This is a genomic window from Alphaproteobacteria bacterium, from assembly GCA_026400645.1.
Classification (GTDB): domain Bacteria; phylum Pseudomonadota; class Alphaproteobacteria; order Paracaedibacterales; family CAIULA01; genus JAPLOP01.
The window spans coordinates 24,026-43,509 of sequence record JAPLOP010000019.1; the positions used below are offsets into that span (position 1 = coordinate 24,026).

Annotated in this window: 16 protein-coding genes; 14 read left to right on the plus strand and 2 right to left on the minus strand. The window is 44.6% G+C overall.

Annotation, left to right across the window (positions count from 1 at the left end; all coding sequences use genetic code 11):
* Nucleotides 1-63: 63 nt before the first annotated feature.
* The 8 genes from NTX76_02625 (at nt 64) to NTX76_02660 (ending at nt 9,250) form a co-directional block, all read left to right on the plus strand.
* Nucleotides 64-1,314 carry a condensation domain-containing protein gene (locus NTX76_02625; GenBank protein ID MCX7338164.1) on the plus strand — a complete coding sequence of 417 codons (1,251 nt, stop codon included), beginning with the start codon at nt 64-66 and terminating at the stop codon, nt 1,312-1,314.
* A 70-nt stretch (nt 1,315-1,384) separates the two neighbouring features.
* Nucleotides 1,385-2,038 carry an endonuclease III gene (gene nth / locus NTX76_02630; GenBank protein ID MCX7338165.1) on the plus strand — a complete coding sequence of 218 codons (654 nt, stop codon included), beginning with the start codon at nt 1,385-1,387 and terminating at the stop codon, nt 2,036-2,038.
* Nucleotides 2,023-3,294, plus strand: coding sequence for a 3-phosphoshikimate 1-carboxyvinyltransferase (gene aroA / locus NTX76_02635; GenBank protein MCX7338166.1), 1,272 nt, complete (start codon nt 2,023-2,025; stop codon nt 3,292-3,294). The genes nth and aroA overlap by 16 nt, the downstream gene beginning before the upstream one ends.
* 95 nt (nt 3,295-3,389) lie before the next feature.
* Nucleotides 3,390-3,953, plus strand: a complete 564-nt coding sequence (atpH, locus tag NTX76_02640; GenBank protein MCX7338167.1) for an ATP synthase F1 subunit delta — start codon at nt 3,390-3,392, stop codon at nt 3,951-3,953.
* Nucleotides 3,954-3,955: 2 nt separating this feature from the next.
* The gene (gene atpA / locus NTX76_02645; GenBank protein ID MCX7338168.1) at nt 3,956-5,491 is read left to right on the plus strand and encodes a F0F1 ATP synthase subunit alpha; all 1,536 of its coding nucleotides are present in this window, start codon (nt 3,956-3,958) and stop codon (nt 5,489-5,491) included.
* Nucleotides 5,492-5,500: 9 nt separating this feature from the next.
* A complete protein-coding gene (locus NTX76_02650) occupies nt 5,501-6,853 on the plus strand; it encodes a UDP-glucose/GDP-mannose dehydrogenase family protein (protein ID MCX7338169.1) in 1,353 nt (450 codons plus the stop codon).
* A complete protein-coding gene (locus NTX76_02655) occupies nt 6,853-8,238 on the plus strand; it encodes a phosphomannomutase/phosphoglucomutase (protein ID MCX7338170.1) in 1,386 nt (461 codons plus the stop codon). Before NTX76_02650 ends, NTX76_02655 begins: the two co-directional genes overlap by 1 nt.
* Nucleotides 8,239-8,278: 40 nt before the next feature.
* The gene (locus NTX76_02660; protein ID MCX7338171.1) at nt 8,279-9,250 is read left to right on the plus strand and encodes an alpha/beta fold hydrolase; all 972 of its coding nucleotides are present in this window, start codon (nt 8,279-8,281) and stop codon (nt 9,248-9,250) included.
* A gap of 123 nt (nt 9,251-9,373) precedes the next feature.
* On the opposite strand, the gene flhB is transcribed toward NTX76_02660, so the two are convergent.
* Together flhB and NTX76_02670 are read right to left on the minus strand one after the other, a co-directional pair.
* The gene (gene flhB, locus NTX76_02665; GenBank protein ID MCX7338172.1) at nt 9,374-10,450 is read right to left on the minus strand and encodes a flagellar biosynthesis protein FlhB; all 1,077 of its coding nucleotides are present in this window, start codon (nt 10,448-10,450) and stop codon (nt 9,374-9,376) included.
* 185 nt (nt 10,451-10,635) lie between these two features.
* Nucleotides 10,636-14,175 (minus strand): tetratricopeptide repeat protein, encoded by a 3,540-nt coding sequence (locus NTX76_02670; protein ID MCX7338173.1) that lies wholly within the window; start codon nt 14,173-14,175, stop codon nt 10,636-10,638.
* 263 nt (nt 14,176-14,438) lie between these two features.
* Here NTX76_02670 and NTX76_02675 point away from each other — a divergent pair, with 263 nt between their 5' ends.
* The 6 genes from NTX76_02675 to map form a co-directional block, all read left to right on the plus strand.
* Nucleotides 14,439-15,098, plus strand: coding sequence for a hypothetical protein (locus NTX76_02675; protein ID MCX7338174.1), 660 nt, complete (start codon nt 14,439-14,441; stop codon nt 15,096-15,098).
* 136 nt (nt 15,099-15,234) lie between these two features.
* On the plus strand, nt 15,235-15,777 hold the full coding sequence (gene infC, locus NTX76_02680) for a translation initiation factor IF-3 (protein ID MCX7338175.1): 543 nt from the start codon (nt 15,235-15,237) through the stop codon (nt 15,775-15,777).
* Between the two features lie 112 nt (nt 15,778-15,889).
* Entirely contained in the window at nt 15,890-16,285 is a 396-nt protein-coding gene (secG, locus tag NTX76_02685; GenBank protein MCX7338176.1) for a preprotein translocase subunit SecG, read from the plus strand.
* 8 nt (nt 16,286-16,293) lie between these two features.
* Entirely contained in the window at nt 16,294-17,955 is a 1,662-nt protein-coding gene (locus NTX76_02690) for a CTP synthase (GenBank protein ID MCX7338177.1), read from the plus strand.
* Nucleotides 17,956-18,002: 47 nt separating this feature from the next.
* A complete protein-coding gene (gene rpsD, locus NTX76_02695; GenBank protein MCX7338178.1) occupies nt 18,003-18,617 on the plus strand; it encodes a 30S ribosomal protein S4 in 615 nt (204 codons plus the stop codon).
* A 72-nt stretch (nt 18,618-18,689) separates the two neighbouring features.
* Nucleotides 18,690-19,484 (plus strand): type I methionyl aminopeptidase (map, locus tag NTX76_02700; protein ID MCX7338179.1); only part of this gene is annotated, 795 nt, incomplete at its 3' end.

The following is a 19,484-nucleotide window of genomic DNA, read 5'->3' on the forward strand; positions in this document are numbered from 1 at the left end:
TTATGTGAACGAACAGGAGAGAGTTAAAATTATGCAAGTTATACAATCAAGGGCAACAATAAAATGAACACCAGTACAAACGAATTTACGACTAATGATTTCAAAGCCAAGCATGAATATTTGTCCCTTTCACTACAAGAAGACGGATATCTGACATTTTGCCAAAAGTATGAGATGAAAAACCCCTGGATTTTATCTGCAGAAGTTCGATTTCGGGGGGGGTCGCCATCCCATATTGTTTTTCTTGAGCAGGCTATCAATATCGTTATTCAGGCCCATGATATTCTGCGGACTAGTTATCATCATAATGAATCACGGTGGGAACGAATTGTCGCCGAAACTATGGCGTATTCGCTGCCGTGTCATGATATCAAAGATTTGGATGAAGCAGAAAAGGCGGAAATTCTTAGCAATTTTTCCAAGCTCAACCAGCTAGCTACATTTCCATCCTACGCTGCGCCTTTGTTTCAGCTTGATTTGATACGGGTTACAGATGATGAGTTTATTCTTTTCATGAATTTTGAGCATTTGATTGTTGATGGATTGAGCGCCGAAGTCTTTTTAAGGCAGCTGTTTTCAACATATCAATCGTTGATTGAGAGGAAAATTATCGACCTTAGGGCAAAACCCTATCTCGATTACGTCCTACAAGTCCATCGTGATTTCCAGGGATTTCAGCCGATTGACCCATCCTGGGAAACACTTCTTGTTTCAGGAGAACCAAAAATAAAATTCGAAGAAACAGGGGTTATCCCTGCAGCGTTGATGGACAGAATCAAAAAAGCCTGTCATCAAAAAGGGGTGTTTCCAATGACACTTTTGTATTCTGTATTTAGCTACACCCTAAGACAGCTCACCAATCAGCCAAGAATATTAACGGGGGTCTACTTAGGGAACAGAGAAAAGGCATTTTCCAACTCTATGGGATATTTTATCAATTTGGCTATTTTAGAGGAAAATTCCGAATCATTGGAGGATGCGCTTGTTAAAAATCAACAACTCTTAAGGGGTGCCCTTAGAAATCATACCCCACTTCATAGTTTTGAAACATGCACAAAGATTCCATTCTATTTTAATTATATTCCCGTATTGAGTGAAAATTTAGGAGGTGCCGTTATTAACACTCGATTGCGCACTGGTCGATATGATCAGGCCCAGAAAATAACCCCACAAAGCCTCGTCTTTAGGATTTGGGAACAAGAAGACAAAAATGCCACACTTAGCATATTTTACCAGGAGGGATTTTTATCACCAGATCAGGCCAAACAAATGATAGAGGATTACATTGGACATCTAGAAAAACAATCCAGTTAAATACTTTTTTCTATTCCTGACGTCGGATTGGGGTTAAATTGGGCCGTAAAGATCACACAAGGATGGCACAATGACCCATTTTTATCCCCACACATATGAATTTTTTGAGCGATTGCAGAAAAGGAACCCGCATCCCGAAACAGAATTAACCTATACGGATCCCTATACGTTGCTGGTTGCGGTCGTGCTATCGGCGCAATCCACAGATAAGGGGGTAAACAAAGCCACGGAATCCCTGTTCCAAGTGGCGAACACTCCGGAAAAAATGGTTGATTTGGGGATTGAGGGTCTAAAAAAATACATCAAAACAATCGGCCTTTATAACAACAAAGCAAAGAATATTATTGGGCTGTCCAGACTGCTTATCGAAAGACATAATGGACAGGTCCCATCCGATCGCATCAGCCTAGAGGCGCTTCCCGGTGTTGGGCGCAAATCAGCGAACGTTGTTTTAAGCGTCGCATTTCATCAGGATACATTTCCGGTGGACACACATATGTTTCGTGTATGCAACCGAACAGGCCTAGCCCCCGGAAAAACCCCAAAGGATGTCGAACGAACACTAGAGGCGATTGTCCCCCCGCCCTTTCGGCATCATGCCCACCACTGGATTGTTCTGCATGGGCGGTATATCTGTACAGCCATAAAACCAAAATGTATGATTTGCCCTATCAGCGATTTATGCGACTATTACCAAACCAGGGCACAATGCGCAATTTTGTAACAATCCATCCAAAAGAAAAAATGACGGGGGAATTTTTTGTCCCCGGTGATAAATCAATCAGCCATAGGGTTTTGATTTTGGCGGCATTAACAAAAGTTCCACTAGAAATCAAAAACCTCAATTCTGGCGAAGATGTTGCACGAACCAGGGACGCCTTGAAATTCTTAACGGAACCATCGAGGCACCCTTTGGACATGGGGAATTCGGGAACGTCAGCGCGCCTGCTGATGGGATTGTTGTCGACCCTGCCCCATTCATCGACGCTTACTGGCGATGAATCGCTCAGTCGGCGCCCGATGAAACGCGTAATGGATCCGCTAAGGCAAATGGGGGCGAAATTCCTGTGCCCGGACGGGGATCATCTGCCCATCACGATTCAGGGGGGTGCCACCCTAACGTCTATCGTTTATCGCCAATCTGTCCCATCAGCCCAGGTTAAATCAGCGATTTTATTAGCTGGATTGTTTGCGGACGGAACCACCACGGTTGTGGAACCCATTCCAACACGGGATCATACGGAACGACTGATGGCACATTTGGGCATGCCGATTACCGTGTCCCATAATGCTGATGGGGAGTATCAAGCGTCTGTCCAGGGGAAAAAAGGATTCGCACCAGTGTCTGCGTCTGTGTCCGTGTCAGCATTAGAGATTCCGGGTGATCCCTCTGCCGCAGCCTTTTGGATTGTGGCGGCTTTACTAACCAAGGATTCCCTGATCACCATCAAAGATATTTGCTGGAATCCTTACCGGCGGGGCTTTTGTGAAATCTTACAAAAGATGGGTGCGGCCATTACGGTTATAGCAACAACCCCCAGATGTGGCGAAGACTGCGTTGATTTAATCTGCAAAACAAGCCCCCTGACGGCCATCGAAATCTCCGCGGACATGTCGGCCAGCCTGATCGATGAATATCCAATCCTGGCTGTCGCTGCTGCATTTGCCAAGGGACAATCCATCTTTCATGGCCTGGGCGAGCTACGACACAAGGAATCTGATCGCCTGGATGGGATTTTTAGGGGTTTAACTGCGTGCGGCATTAAGGCCGAAATCCAATCCGATTCGCTGATTATTCATGGGCAATCCTTTGGGGAAAGCCCCGATACTCCAATCCAGATTTTTGCCAACAACGATCACCGCATCGCAATGGCGTTTTCCATTTTCGCCCTGGCGCATTCACGACCTGTCACAATTCATCAAACCGACACCGTTAATACAAGCTTTCCTGATTTTTTTGAGCAGGTGGCGGGGATTTAAAGATGACCCCCTCCGTCGCACCCATTAAAATTTTCTTTTTAAAATATGGGAATGCGGTATGATAGAATGTAGTTTTAGACTTCTAGCAATGTGCAATGAAAAGAAAAGATTTAACCCCGCTCCTTACATCTTTCCCTGGACGCTATGCCCGGGCATTGTTTGCTGTTTGCGAAGCACGGGGGAAAACAAATGAAATTCTGGATGACCTTCAAAAGGTAGACCGCTTTTTTAAAAGCAGCCCAGAATTGCAGCGCATGCTCAGTGGTTCTGGATTGCCCAGGAAACACCTGGCGATCGCATGGAAAATTGTCACGGAAACGCTAAGCCTATCGTCCCTGTTTCTGTGCTTTATGGACGTTCTGATTCAGGCACGGCGCATTTCTTTCTTGCCAGTTATTCATCGCCTTTTGACAAAAATTGTCACTGATTTTAACAATCAAAGGGAATTATCCATCCATTCGGCCTATCCATTACAGCAAACAGAAAAAGATCACCTGATGGATGTTTTGTCCAAAATCTTTCCTGAAAAGCTCAACCCCACATTTGAACAGGATCCATCGTTGCTATCTGGCCTTGCGATTCAAACAGATAACATCACCCTGGACGCCAGCTACAAAGCCCAAGTTAATCATATTACCCAGCTATTTAAAGGAAATTAATAATGCAACCCTATGCTGCAGAAATTACGGCAATCCTTAAAGAGAAAATCGAGAATTTTGAAAGCAATCTCAAAATCTCTGAAACCGGTCGCGTTTTAATGGTCAGCGATGGTACAGCCAGAATTTATGGACTTGATAACGCCCAATCAGGCGAATGGATTGATATTATTTCCTCGAAAACCGGAGGCAAAATACGCAGCATCGCCACAAACCTAGAGGTCGACAATGTCGGCGTTGTCATCGTGGGTGACGACCATGCCATTCAAGAGGGGGATGTTGCCGAAAGAACTGGAAAAATTGTCGATGTGAACGTTGGCATGGGATTACTGGGGCGAGTCCTTGATGGTCTGGGAAATCCGATCGATGGCAAAGGCCCACTTTTGGACACAGAAATGGCAGAGGTCGAACGCAAAGCCCCCGGGATTATTCAACGACGTTCCGTGCACGAACCCATGTCGACCGGCATAAAGGTTATCGATTCCCTGATTCCCATTGGCCGGGGTCAACGCGAACTAATCATTGGCGATCGACAAACGGGCAAAACGGCCATTGCCATTGATACAATCATCAATCAAAAAACCATCAATCAAAATTTGGATCCATCACAAAAGCTGTATTGTATTTACGTGGCGATTGGGCAAAAACGATCATCTGTATCGCGGATTGTTAAAATCTTGCAAGATCACGGGGCCATGGAATACACAATCGTTGTTGCAGCAACAGCATCAGACCCGGCCCCCTTGCAATACTTATCGCCCTATACAGCGTGCGCCATTGGGGAATATTTCCGGGATCGTGGAATGCACGCGTTAATTATTTACGATGATTTGTCCAAGCATGCCGATGCGTACCGCCAGATGTCGTTATTGCTTCGGCGGCCCCCCGGGCGAGAAGCATACCCGGGGGATGTATTCTATCTGCATTCACGACTTTTGGAACGCGCCGCTAAGTTAAGTGACGCTTGTGGTGGGGGGTCGTTAACGGCCCTGCCCATTGTTGAAACACAAGCCGGCGACGTGTCAGCATACATCCCAACCAATGTCATTTCCATCACGGACGGACAAATCTTTTTGGAAACGGATTTGTTTTATCACGGAATTCGCCCTGCCGTTAACGTTGGATTGTCGGTCAGCCGCGTTGGGTCTGCCGCCCAAACGAAAGCCACACGAAAGGTTGCCGGGCGCATTAAGCTTGACCTGGCCCAATATCGGGAAATGGCCGCGTTTTCACAATTTGCCAGCGATCTCGATCCGTCAACCCAAAAATTGCTTGAACGGGGAAAGCGCTTAACAGAACTTTTAAAACAACCCCAATATGCACCTATGACGAACACGGATCAGGTGCTATCCTTATTCGCAGGGGTCCGTGGATTTTTGGATGCAATCGCTGTTTCGGATATTGCGGATTTTGAAAAAAAGTATTTGCGCGACGTTAAAATCGCCCTGCCCGAGGTTGTCAAAGAAATCACGGAAAAACAAACATTAAGCGATGAAAACGAAAAGAAATTAACGGAATACCTTGGCACGGCTTTAAAATAAGAGAGTTTTATGCATGTTACAGTAATTGGATCGGGATATGTTGGCCTGGTAACGGGGGCTTGTTTTTCCGAATTTGGATTTCAAGTCACGAACGTTGATTTTGACCAACAAAAAATTGCAGCACTAAAGCAGGGAAAAATTCCCATTTATGAGCCAGGCTTGGAAGCCTTGGTCCGTCAGGGACAAAAGTCTGGTCGGCTGTCCTTTACAACCGAACTGGCCCCAGCTGTATCTGATGCCGATGTCGTTATGATTGCGGTTGGAACACCCGCACGACAATGCGATGGCCATGCCGATTTGTCGTATGTCTATCAGGCAGCAGAACAAATTGCCCGGGCCATTAATGGATACACAGTCATCGTTACCAAATCCACAGTCCCCGTTGGAACGGCGCACAAATTGGCCGAAATCATCGAAGCCACCCGGCCAGATTTAAAACACAGCGTTGATTTTGATGTTGCATCCAATCCTGAATTCCTCCGCGAGGGATCGGCAATCAATGACTTTATGCGACCCGATCGGGTGATCATTGGGACCGACAGCAAAAAAGCCCAATATCTTTTGTCCCACCTTTATCGACCCCTGTATCTCATTGAAACGCCAATTATGTACACATCAGTCGAAACATCAGAACTGATTAAATATGCATCAAATGGGTTTTTGGCAACAAAAATTGCGTTTATCAATCAAATGGCTGATTTATGTGAAAAGGTTGGCGCCGATGTCCAGGAATTAGCCAAGGGCATCGGTTTGGATGGACGCATCGGACGTAAATTTTTAAATGCTGGTCCTGGATATGGGGGATCCTGCTTTCCAAAGGATACATTAGCCCTTAGCAAAACAGCCCACGATGCTGGTGCGCCGCTAACCTTAATTGATGCTGTTATCCAATCAAACAAAGACCGAAAAGCCGCTATGGCTCAAAAAATTATAGACGCCTTAAAAACCAGGGGACGGGCCGAAAATGGCGTCGTTTCGATCTTGGGCGTTACATTCAAACCCAATACAGACGATTTAAGGGACTCACCCAGTTTGGATATTATCCCGGCATTGCTAAAGGCAGGAATAACCGTAAAAGCATATGATCCCCTGTATTATGCAGGCAGTGAACATTTATCTCAAGCCCATGGTTTAGAAGGTGTCAATTGGGCAACGGATGCCTATGATGCGATTGCGGGCACAGATGGCGTAGTAATCTTGACAGAATGGAATGAATTTAGGGCACTGGATTTGGAAAAAGTGAAAACGCTTTTATCAACACCAGCAGGGCACAACCCCCTTATGATTGATTTGCGCAATATTTATAAACCAGCCGAAATGAACGGCATTGATTATATTTCTATAGGAAGAAGGAACGCATAATGGATTTTTCTAACAAACATCTTTTTAAGACTGAAATTTTAAGAGAATACGATATTCGAGGGACTGTTGGAAAAAACCTGAGTGAAAATGATGCCTATAAACTGGGGCTTTGTTTTGCTGAATTCATGACAAGTCAGGGCTTGAAAACAATAGCCATTGGTCGTGATGGCCGACTAACATCCCCTGCCCTTTCAGAAGCATTAGCAAGCGGCCTGGTTCAGGGTGGAGTTCATGTGCATGATGTTGGCATTGGCCCAACCCCCATGGTGTATTTCGCGATTAAAGATTTGACGGTTGACGCCGGAATCATGGTGACGGGATCACACAATCCATCCGATGACAACGGATTCAAAATGGCGCTACATAATCGCCCCTTCTTTGGCAAAGATATTCAAAACCTAGCAACGCTAGAGGGCAAGATCGCCGAAACACCCGGATCCTGCCAAACAATAGAAATCGAACAAAAATACATCAACAGAGTGTTAAAGGATTATAATTCTGACAAACGTCGTTTAAAAATTGCCTGGGATCCAGGGAATGGCGCCGCAGGTCGCGTAATAGACGTCCTAACCAAACCAGGGATTTTGGATGTTGATTCGATCGTCATTAACGGCGCAATCGATGGGACATTTCCGGCCCATCATCCCGATCCAACTGTTCCTGAAAATCTGAAACAGCTGATTGCAGTTGTACAAGAAAACGACTGCGATGCCGGCATTGCATTTGATGGTGATGCAGATCGAATCGGTGTTGTTGATGGGAAGGGTCGTATTTTATGGGGCGATCAGCTGATGATTCTTTGGTCCCGCGCGGTTTTAAAAACCCATCCAGGCGCCACAATTATTGCAGACGTTAAAGCCAGCCAAGTTTTGTTTGATGACATCACGAACCATGGTGGAAATGCCTTAATGGGGCGGACGGGACATTCCCTGATCAAATCAATGATTGCTGAAACAGGTGCCGTATTGGCCGGAGAAATGAGCGGGCATATCTTTTTTGCCGATCATTATTATGGATATGACGATGCTATTTATGCAGCCATTCGGTTGATCAATATTTTGCATGACAGCGACCAAACTCTGTCAGAATTATTTGATCACATCCCAAAACGCTTTAACACGCCAGAAATCAGAATATCATGCGATGACAGTCAAAAATTTTCCGTTGTGGAAAAAATTGCCCAAGCGCTGCAAAAAGATGGCGCAACCGTTAATGCAATTGATGGCGTGCGCGTAACGGGACCCCACGGGTGGTGGTTATTACGAGCATCGAATACTCAGGCAAAGCTGGTTGCGCGCTGTGAATCCGAATCCGCCGAAGGGTTGGAACGGTTACAGCAACAATTGGCATCCTACCTAGAGCCCTTTGGCGTACACGTTGATTAATGCAAAACAAACAAACCCCTAAACCAAGGAGCAACCAAATATGAACTTTAAATCAAAACTGTTTATTAGCATCGCAGGGCTATATGTGATGACTACCGGAACCGTCAAATACATCGAATTCATCAATACCAAGATTAATGAAACGTACCTATCACGATTCACGCGTGACGATGAAGTGAATGCATACAAAGAATCGGCACCTCAATTTTACTTGCCCATTACATCGTCACCCGCTGTCACCCCAGAAAAAACAGCATCAACAAAAATACCGCATGCAACACTTGTGCTTCATGGGTTTACGGTTGGGCCCAATAATTTTCATTTGTTGCTTGATTCCATGAAGCAAAAACAAATGCCATATTATGCACCCCTATTAACGGGGTTTGGCTTGCAGGATTTTCACATCTCACAACATGTTGTGGCATCTGATTGGCTTCGTGATGCTGTGCATGCCTATGATTTACTATCAGAGGTTGCCGACAAGGTTAGCATTGTTGGCCACAGTAATGGTGGCGTCTTGGCGTGTCTTTTGGCGCAAATACGCCCCGTTCACAAACTGGTTCTGATTTCACCAAATCTGGCGCCCTGTGATGATGACAAGGGGACCAAAAAGCTGCTTTCCACCCCCATTATTTCGACAATACTCAAATGGGCACACCCTATTACAAGAACAAACGACAGACCAAGACGAACGCTGTATTCAGATCTTTCCGATCTCAAAGAAGGCGAACAAGCCTTTTCACAAACATCAATAAGCCTGCAAAGCCTACAAGCTTTATGGACATTGCAGGACCAAGTGGACTTTAAAAAAATCAAAACCGATTCCCTGTTCGTCCTGTATGGGGCGCAAGACTTGGCTGTCGATACAAAAGCGGGATTGAAAAAACTTAATGATAGCGGGCTTATTTACAAGACATTCGTGTATTCAGGCTCAGCCCACGCGCCACATGTTGATTCCGATAGAAACCGAGTCAACGAGGATCTAATCGACATTTTGACCGACCAGAACTAGACAAGCCCCTTGAGTTGTTATACCTAATACAGATCATTCCCCCCACACGTCCTCCCGCGACTTGATCGCAGGATCCATGGACCCCCCCGTTGGTCACGCTACGGTGTGACGGGGGTTATGGCATTAAAAACGTCGTTGCTTTAGCTTCATCACAAGCTTTATAACGTCAGCGACCGCCTTGTAATGATGGGATTGAATTTCCCTGTTAATGTCAACGCTGTCGAATAAGGAACGCGCCAAGGGTGGGTTTTCAATAATGGGGATGTCATTCTTTTTGGCAATCTCGCGAATTCTAAAGGCGACATGGTCCTTTCCTTTTGCAACAACCTTTGGCGATTCCATCACTGCTTGATCCCACGCAATGGCCACCGCATAGTGCGTCGGGTTCGTGATCACAGCCGTTGCGGATGGAACAGCCTTCATCATTTGATTCCGTATCATTTCTTGGCGCATTTGTCTTAATTTTTGACGAATGGCGGGGTCACCCTCGGAATCTTTATGTTCATCCTTGACCTCCTGCAACGTCATGCGTAATTTTTTGGTAAACTGAAACCGCTGATAAATATAATCAAGCCCGGCAATCACAGCCAAAACACACAAAACAACCACAAAAATTTCCTGAATCGATTGACGAAACACGGTACCCAGTTCATTGATCGAAAACCACGATGAATGTGCAAGCTGCTGAAGTTGTTTTTTTAATGTAAAGAAAAGCGCCACCCCCAGGATGATCACCTTGAGCAAGCTTTTCAAAAAATCCAACAAGGCCTGTTTTGAAAAAATCTTGTTAAACCCCTTTGACAGGGAAAGGCGATCCAGTTTTGGCGCCAGCGTTTTAAGCGAAAGGGCGGACCACGTTTGCAAAAGCCCCACCACCAACGCCCCGATGGACAGTATCAGCATGGGCAACAAAAGGGCCATCGATACCTCCTTCAACAGGTGAAATCCCAATTGATTGAGGGTACTGTACGTCACAACAAATGTATGCGGGGCACATAAAAACGGCACCAGAATCTGCCCCAAATTTCTGGCTGTGCTGGGCATCACCCCCAATAAAACGGTTGCCGAAAGCGCGATCATGCACCAGTGGGTGACCTCGCGAGAATTCGGAGCCTGCCCATCCTTTTGCGCATCATCCAGACGTCGCTGCGTTGGTTCCTGCGTTTTTTGGTCATCATCTTTTTCGTTATCATCAGCCATGCGTTAACCGGAAGGAAGGATATTAGGGAATCTTTATCATAACCTGAGTTCGACGTAACAATCCCCAAAAACCTTGTGTTTTCCCAGATAATCCTGGATTGCTTCGTCGCTTGCGCTGCACGCCGCGACGTCTTTGCGCGGAGGGCGCAGCCCGACAAAGCAATCCAGACCTTAAAACATCAGCCTTAATATGGCATTTTGGGGATTCTTAATTTAGGATCCCCACCCAATTTCGCCATCTTATCTGCGATCCTTGCAACATGGGGTGAATCGGGTGGAAGGTGACCTTGTGCAATTTCAAAGGACTGCTTTATATAGTCAGCTGCTTTAAGTTTGTGATCTGCTGCCTGTTGGGCATCCCCATTGACCGTGGCATCTTCTGATTTTTTCAGATAGAGATCAGATAGGTCTTCCAAGGGCATATATTGTTTAGGCTGTTGTTTGGACTGCAGTATGCTTAATGATTCTTGAAGATATTTTTCAGCATCATCGTAATCGCCTTGCAAAAAATAAATTTCTCCTTTTGCTCTTAAGGCCATAGAGATATCGAAGGGGTCTACGTTGCGGCGGCGCTCCTTCATAATTTCTAGACTTTTTTCGCAACAATCGTGGGCTTGATTGTAATTTCCAATTGCTGAATGCAATTCACCGAGGTACCAGAAAACCCGGGCTAAAACCAGGTGTGTTTCGGAATACAATTGATATATCCTGAGGCTATCTTCAAGGATTTTCTGTGATTTCTTATATTGACCCATGCACCGATAACAATTTCCTAATATCCCCAGAGACCAACCAACGTACATATGATTTTTGGAATATTTTTTCTTATGAATCAATGTGCTTTTTTCTAGCAAGACTTCTGCCTTTTTATAATCCCCAATATCAATATAAATACGCCCAAGAACTCCCTGCATTCGTGCAATTCCGATATTATTTTCTGGTATTTTTTGTTGATAAAGCGCTAAACTCTCTTCGAGTAATTGTTTTGCTTTGCTGTACTGACCCAGGTTTCTGTATGAATTTCCAAGAAAGGTTAGAACCCAAACAATTTGTGCAAAACTTTCCGGATAATATGCTCTGTAAATAGAAAGACTTTTTTCTAATAAATTTATCGCTTTTTCGTCCTGATTAATATTTTTGTATAAATTTCCAAGACGTGCCAGGCCTCTTGCAATATAGATATGATTTTGAGGAAAATGCTTTTTGTATATAGCAAGACTCCGTTCAAACAAAGCAATATTTTCATCGAATTGACCGGCTTCTTGGTTTACCTCCGCCAAATCACTTAACCCTCGTGCAATTCTCTCGAAATTCTGATCATAATCCCGATTCAATAAAGCTTGGCTCTCTTCTAGATTTTGCTTTGCCTTTTTATAATCCGCCATGTAAAAATAAATAGTTCCCAGTTGTCCTTTAAGTGTCCCTTGTATAGTATCCGATATTAACGGGGCGTGACCCAAAATAGCCTCCCAATGACTAATGGCGGTCTTCATTTTTTCACAGTCCTCGGTATCCAGAACCTTTTTCATGTAGTTTTCCAACGAAGATGAGATTGATTGAATCATCGCCACTTTCCGGTCTGGTGATAGTGATTGCAATAAATGACTCAGGCAAATCGCCTGCATGCTCCTATGTAACGAAATCATTGGCTCTGTCATTTGATCGTGGTTATTCACATTTACAACCAGAGACTGTTTTTCTAGCTGCCTCAAAAAGAGATCAATCGTTTTTTCGTCACTATAAAATGTTAAAAGCTTTTTGGGAATATTTTGTGAATCAATTAGGGAAATCAATAGCAGCAATTCCTTGAACTGTGGATTTTGTTCAATTAATTTTTGGATCGATAAGGCTACGATCCCATACCGTGTCTTTGTATATGGACTTACCTCTTTTACAAGGGATTCCTGGGATTTTTCAAATTCTTGACTATATCCTGCAGTTTTTTTCAGATACTCATCATAGGGTATTTGTGTGTTTTTGATATAATAGGCAGCTGTAGACACATCCAAGGGGAACGATGGAATCTGTTCCAAAAACTGTGTCGCTGTTTCCTGTTTATCCTTACTCAATTGATCCGGATCACACCCAAACAAAATGCGCGTAAAAAGCTTGAAGGCCTCCCCCTTCGTCAAGGAATCCAGATGAATCACATTTTTTGGATTGATAAAAGCAGAGTTTTCAAATGTTGCATCCCGGGTTGTAATGATAACCTTTCCACATCCCCACACAGTTTCATCCTGTGGGAAATAATCCTTAATTTCGGAAAATGTATTCATGTTGTCATAAATAAGCAGCCATTGCTTTTGGGTTTTTAGATGCTTTTTTACAAACGAAAGCAGTTGTTTTTCCTTTTCATCCTGGTTTTGCACGGCTTGGATAAAATCAAGCTCATCCTTTTGTTCTTTTGTTTTTGCAAATGAATAGGCCAGATCCTTAAAGGAACGAATCAACTGCCCATGTGTTTCAGCATTAATTTCCCATACAACGGATGTTTTGTGAGATCGCCCAAACTGCCGAGCCAGCGTTGTTTTTCCAACCCCGCCCATACCCACAATACCAACAAGGGCGACTGTTTTAATAGTATTCCCCCCTGCCAGTTTTTGTTCTATTTGGGATGATAGGTTGGGTCGCTCTAGAAACGAACTTTTGTCTGGTATGACCAAATCAGACCTGATGGAACTTTCTTGATTATCGCTGCTCACATACAAAATCCATCCCCCACAAAGAATCCCAAAGCTGGCCAGACCGATCCCAACCATCGCTTTTATGTTTGAATAGAAGGGTGGTTTTTTAGGGATGAGACTAGCACGAGCTTTGGTGAATTCCAGAATCGCATCATCAATAGAGATATCCGGAAACATCTTTTTGAGGATTTCAAAGACAGATTCATAATAAGGGGTTTGTTTATCAATGCGGACGTATCCCGCATTTTTAAGACTATCGGGGATTTGTTTCTTGTTTTTCCAATGATCTAGTAGGAACAAGCTGTGGCTGGTGTTTTTAAAAAGGGTTTCGATGAGCGGATCGTCTGCTTTGTTAAAACGGTCCCTCAGTTCCTCAGGGACGATATAAAGAATGTAATCAGCGCCGGGGTTTTCTGCTTTGTCTGGGTTTACCGGTTTCTCGGTCGTTACTTTTTTCAGGATGGTTGTAATGATTTTTTGATCATTTTTGCTTTTTCTGTCATTCAGGTGTCGGGCGAGGTGGGTGTAGAAAGGATCCTCGCTTATCAAATCTCCGCCCCAGAAATGGATCTGACAGCGACCAATGGTAGATTTTTTCTGGGCAGACTGCTGGCCTTGATTCAGCTGTTTTCGAAAAATCTTTTCCAGCTGCAGTAAAAAAGCATTCTCAATCTGCAAAGCAACGCAATATTTTTCGAGATATTTATGCTCCTGCGATCGCTCGACAACATATTTAATTTTGTCTCTCTTGGTTGTTTTGCTTCTTAATTCGTCCTTATGCACCATTAATAATGGGGATAGTTTTTCGTAAATGTTATCGATATGCGATGAAACGGTTTTTTCGGAAAGTCTACACCCAAAAAGGATCATACCCTGATCCGTTTCGTCAACGATGGGCAAAATATCAGGGATTTGTTGAGTGGATTTCCCCAAAAGGATTCCGGCAATGACTTCTATTTCACGGGCAGAAAAGGCAACCCCATTTATTGTCCTTAAAAAAGCATCATAGATTACTTCTGGAAATTCAGCGGGGCGTTGCATGTCTTTTTACTGCGATAAGCTGTTGTTGATAACAAAAAGCACAAGTATTAAAAATTCGCAAGTGTTTTTTGGGTCTTTTTATTTCAGGTTTTCTCAAAACGAAAGACCTGGGACACATCCCTACATCTTCCCTACGACGTTCCTATGGTTGTTTGCGGTGGCATCATCTATGGTCTGCCACAGAAAGGGCTTGATTCAAGGGCTAATTAGTTATCCCCCCTTTCTGCCATTTCTGTAATTTAATGCTTTAGAGGAGTGTCATCATGGAAAAATTACTCACGGCCCCGCACTTTCTAAAGGCGACACTTTTAGCGGTCTGTGCCCTATCGTCCTTGGACGGAGCCATCATTTGGGCATCCAGCAGAAACAGTGAATTGCGAGGATCCCATGCGACAGTATCTGCCATCACCCCCCTAAAACAAATAACCATCAGCACAGATCGCGGCAGTCTTACCGTTCAGATTGGTACAAATGTCACCATTACAGATCAGTACTTGGGGGATATGGGGCTTCGTAATTTATTGCAATACCTAACCAAGGATCTAACAAGCCTAACGATAAGGAATGCAGGCATCACAAAAGAAGGCATTAGCGCTTTGCTAGAATGGGATTCGAACCACCACATCAGAAATTTAGCGACATTGGATTTGGGATGCAATAATATCGGCCTGGAGGGGATTTTGTTGCTGACCAGGAGGCTGCGACTTCATTTCGCCAACATCACAACGCTGAATTTGGAACACAATAATATCGGGGATGATGTTACCGACATGCTGATTCATGATTCCATGATGCCGCGTAACCTCAAAACAATTAATCTTAGAGGCAATCCCCTAAGCCCAACAAGCCTGGGTCAGCTCATTGGGCGATTCAGTGGTGTCAACGGACGCCCCTTGTTGATGCACGAGAGCTTGCCGCTATAAAGAGGCAAGTGGATCTGTGCAGCAATTCTCATTTGATGTGAACCCGCACACAAAGAAGCTAGACTGCTGACGATATTCTTGTTAGAGTCAGAAATAAAATACAAGCCTATTAATAAGGAGACGAGATATAGCGCGTATGCAATATGACGCTCATGGTGGTCGCGATAGCGCAAAACATGATGGCCCAAGAGTGAATCAAGAAATCACATCTATCAAGGTTCGTTTAATCGATGAAAATGGAGAAATGATTGGTGTTACAACCCGATTTGATGCGATGTCCATGGCCACTAAGGCTGGCTTGGATCTTGTAGAGGTATCCCCCAACGCTGATCCGCCTGTTTGTAAAATCCTTGACTACGGCAAGTATAAATACGAAATCCAAAAGAAAAAAGCCGAAGCCAAGAAAAAACAAAAGATTGTCGAGCTTAAAGAAATACAAATGCGCCCAATGATTGATGATAATGACTTGGATGTAAAGTGTCGCGCAATCAAACGTTTTCTTGAAGAGGGCAACAAGGTCAAGATTAGCATGCGTTTCAAAGGAAGAGAGCTTAGCCACCAAGAGATCGGTATGGAAGTCCTTGTAAAGGTAAAAACTGACTTTGACGAGCTAGCCAAGATTGAAACATCACCAAGACTTGAAGGACGTCAGATGATAATGGTATTGGCGCCAAAGTAAATTACGTGCTCGCCATCAGTGATTTTCGATAATTCACAATCCTTGAGCCGGGCATTTCTGTTGGCTCAAGGATTGAAAACTTACTAAAAGTTGATACAAAAAGGATTAATTCATGACATTTTCATTTTTACTGACACTGCATATCTTTATTACGCTCGCACTTATTGGTGTTATTTTGCTCCAAAAAAGTGATGGGGGAAGCGCCCTTGTTGGGGGAAGCGGCCCCGGAACTATGTTTACAGCACGCGGCGCATCGAACTTGCTGACCAGGGCAACCGGCGTTTTGGCAACCCTTTTCATTGGAAATTGCATTCTAATGACGGTTATCACAAGTGCACAAATACGCGAGGCGACTTCCCTTTTAGATACGCCAGCCAGCAAGCCAGCTGCCATTGCAACACCGGCAAGTAGCACACCGGCTCCAAAACCAAGCACAAGTGCCGCTAGTCTAGCCGTAAAATCCAACGCAGATGTTCCTGCTGCCAAACCAAGCGTGCCAGGAAAGTAGGCTCAGCTATGCTACCACGTTACATATTCATTACAGGCGGCGTTGCGTCCTCCCTTGGTAAGGGGATAGCCTCTGCTGCCCTTGGGGCTTTGTTGCAGTCGCGCGGATTTTCGGTTGTCCTCAGGAAATTGGATCCTTATTTAAATGTCGACCCGGGAACATTAAGCCCCTATCAACATGGGGAAGTTTTTGTAACCGATGACGGGACAGAGGCCGATCTGGACCTTGGTCACTATGAACGTTTTACGGATGTACCTGCAACAGCCGCCGATTATGTCACAACGGGGAAAATCTATTCGACCGTTCTGGCAAAAGAACGACGCGGTGAGTATTTGGGATCCACCGTACAAGTCATTCCCCATATCACGGACGAAATTAAAAACTTTATTACCTATGGAACCGAGGAAACGGATTTCATCCTTTGTGAAATTGGGGGTACCGTTGGCGATATCGAGGGGCTTCCCTATTTAGAGGCGATCCGCCAATTACGCAATGATTTGGGTCGCGATCGGACGATGTTCATCCATTTGACATTGTTGCCGTATATCGCAACCGCCGGAGAGCTCAAAACAAAACCAACCCAGCATTCTGTAAAGGAACTGCTAAGCGTTGGAATACAGCCAGATCTTTTGCTGTGCCGAAGCGACCGCCCCATACCAATCGAGGCTAAGCGCAAGCTCGCACAATTTTGTAACGTCAAAAGTGAATTTGTTGTGGCCGCCCTGGATGCTGATAATATCTATCGGGTCCCCCTGCTCTATCATGACGAGGGATTCGATTCCCGCGTGTGTGAGTATTTTGGCGTTCATAATACCTGCGCTGATTTGACCAAATGGAATACGGTCCTTGGGAATTTTGAAAAAGCCACACACAAGATAAAAATTGGTATCGTTGGAAAATACGTCTCATTGCCCGATGCTTATAAATCATTGATGCAGGCCATTATGCATGGGGGGTTACCCCTGCATACAACAGCAGAGCTTGTTTGGATTAATTCCGAAATAGATGATGTTTTCGACAAACTAAAAGATGTCGATGGAATTATTGTTCCCGGTGGCTTTGGAGAGAGAGGCGTCGAAGGCAAACTTAGCGCCATTCAATATGCCCGTGAAAACAAGGTCCCCTATCTTGGAATCTGTTTTGGGATGCAGCTTGCTGTGATTGAAGCCTGTCGGAATGTGCTTGGCATTCGAAACGCATCAAGCACAGAATTTGGGCCCACGGCAGATCCGGTCATCGGCCTGTTAACGGAATGGTCAACATCCTTTGGGTCGCAATCCAGAACAGAGGATGACAATCTGGGCGGGACAATGCGATTAGGCGCCTACCCTTGTTCCCTGACAAAGGGATCCTTGGCACAAAAAATCTATGGCCAACCTGAAATCGTCGAACGCCATCGGCATCGGTACGAAGTCAACACAACGTATCGTGAACGCCTAGAGCAAGCTGGTCTTGTTTTTTCGGGACTTTCGCCGGATGGAAAATTACCAGAAATCGTTGAATGGGCCGATCATCCCTGGTTTGTGGGCGTACAATTTCATCCGGAATTGAAATCGCGCTTATTTTCGCCCCATCCCTTGTTTAAATCATTTGTTGAGGCGTGCCTACAACATAATATGATCGCCGTAGACCAAGAAGGTATTGACAAAAAGTGCAGTTCGTGTCAATAATTTCGTACTTATAAAATTTATTGCACAGTGAGAAATAGGCAGTATTCATGACAAAACGTGTAGAAGCAAAGCATAAAATAGATCGTCGGTTAGGTGTTAACCTTTGGGGACGCGCAAAAAGCCCTTTTAATTCACGTAATTATGGCCCAGGCCAGCACGGGCAGCAACGTTCCAAACCTTCGGACTATGGAATTCAGCTACGCGCAAAGCAAAAGCTAAAAGGATACTACGGCAACATCAGCGAACGTCAATTCAGAAATATTTACAAGGAAGCTGTTCGCCTTCGTGGGGATACATCTGAAAATATGATCAACCTGTTGGAACGTCGTTTGGATGCCGTTGTTTATCGGATGAAATTCGTTTCCACGGTATTCGCAGCACGTCAAATGGTTAACCACGGTCATATCCGCGTCAACGGTAAGCGCGTTAATATCTCATCTTATAAAGTATCAGATGGCGATGAAATTCAAATCGTCGGATGCATGAAAGAAAATGCAAACGTTCAAATCGCTGTTCAATCAAAAGAACGTGACGTTCCTGAATATTTGGATGTTGATCACAAAGAATTAAAGGGAAAGTTTATTCGCGGACCTAAGTTCACGGATGTTCCGTACCCTGTTCAAATGGAACCAAACTTGGTTATCGAATTTTATTCCAGGTAAGCCTATCTGGACATAATGAATTCACAAACCCCGTTTCATACGGGGTTTTTTTTGCTTATTTAAGGAAACTATATGACCCATCACACACACGATCATGTTCATTCCGAGCATTGCAATCACCATATTCACGAGGAAGACCCCGCAAGCATCACTATCCACACGGCAAACGATTTTGTCGGAATGCGAAAGGCTGGCCGCCTGGCATCGCAAACATTGGATCATGTTGCCCCATTTGTTAAGGCCGGCGTAACAACCGATGAACTTGACCAAATCTGTCATCAATACATCATCCAAAATGGCGCCACCCCTGCCCCGCTTGGTTACAATGGATTTCCAAAGTCAATTTGCACGTCTGTTAACCATGTTGTTTGCCATGGCATTCCCGGGAATAAAAAACTTGTCACAGGTGATATTATCAACATCGATGTGACTCCGCTTGTTGAGGGATGGCATGGCGACACTAGCCGTATGTTCGCTATTGGCAAGGTTGGCCTTAGGGCTGAAAAACTGATCAATTGCACTTACGAGGCCATGATGCGTGCCATAGAGATCGTCCGCCCAGGTGCCACATTGGGTGACATTGGATACACAATCCAAAGCTTTGTCGAAAAAAATGGCTTTTCAGTCGTCAGGGATTTTTGTGGCCATGGTGTTGGCAAAATTTTTCATACTGCCCCAACCGTTGTTCATTACGGAAAACCAGGCACAGGCCTCGAATTGAGAGAGGGTATGTTTTTCACAATTGAACCCATGATCAATGCCGGGAAATACGGCGTTAAGGTCCTGGAGGATGGATGGACAGCCGTAACACGTGATCGTTCGTTGTCTGCCCAATTTGAACACAGCATCGGCGTCACAGCATCAGGA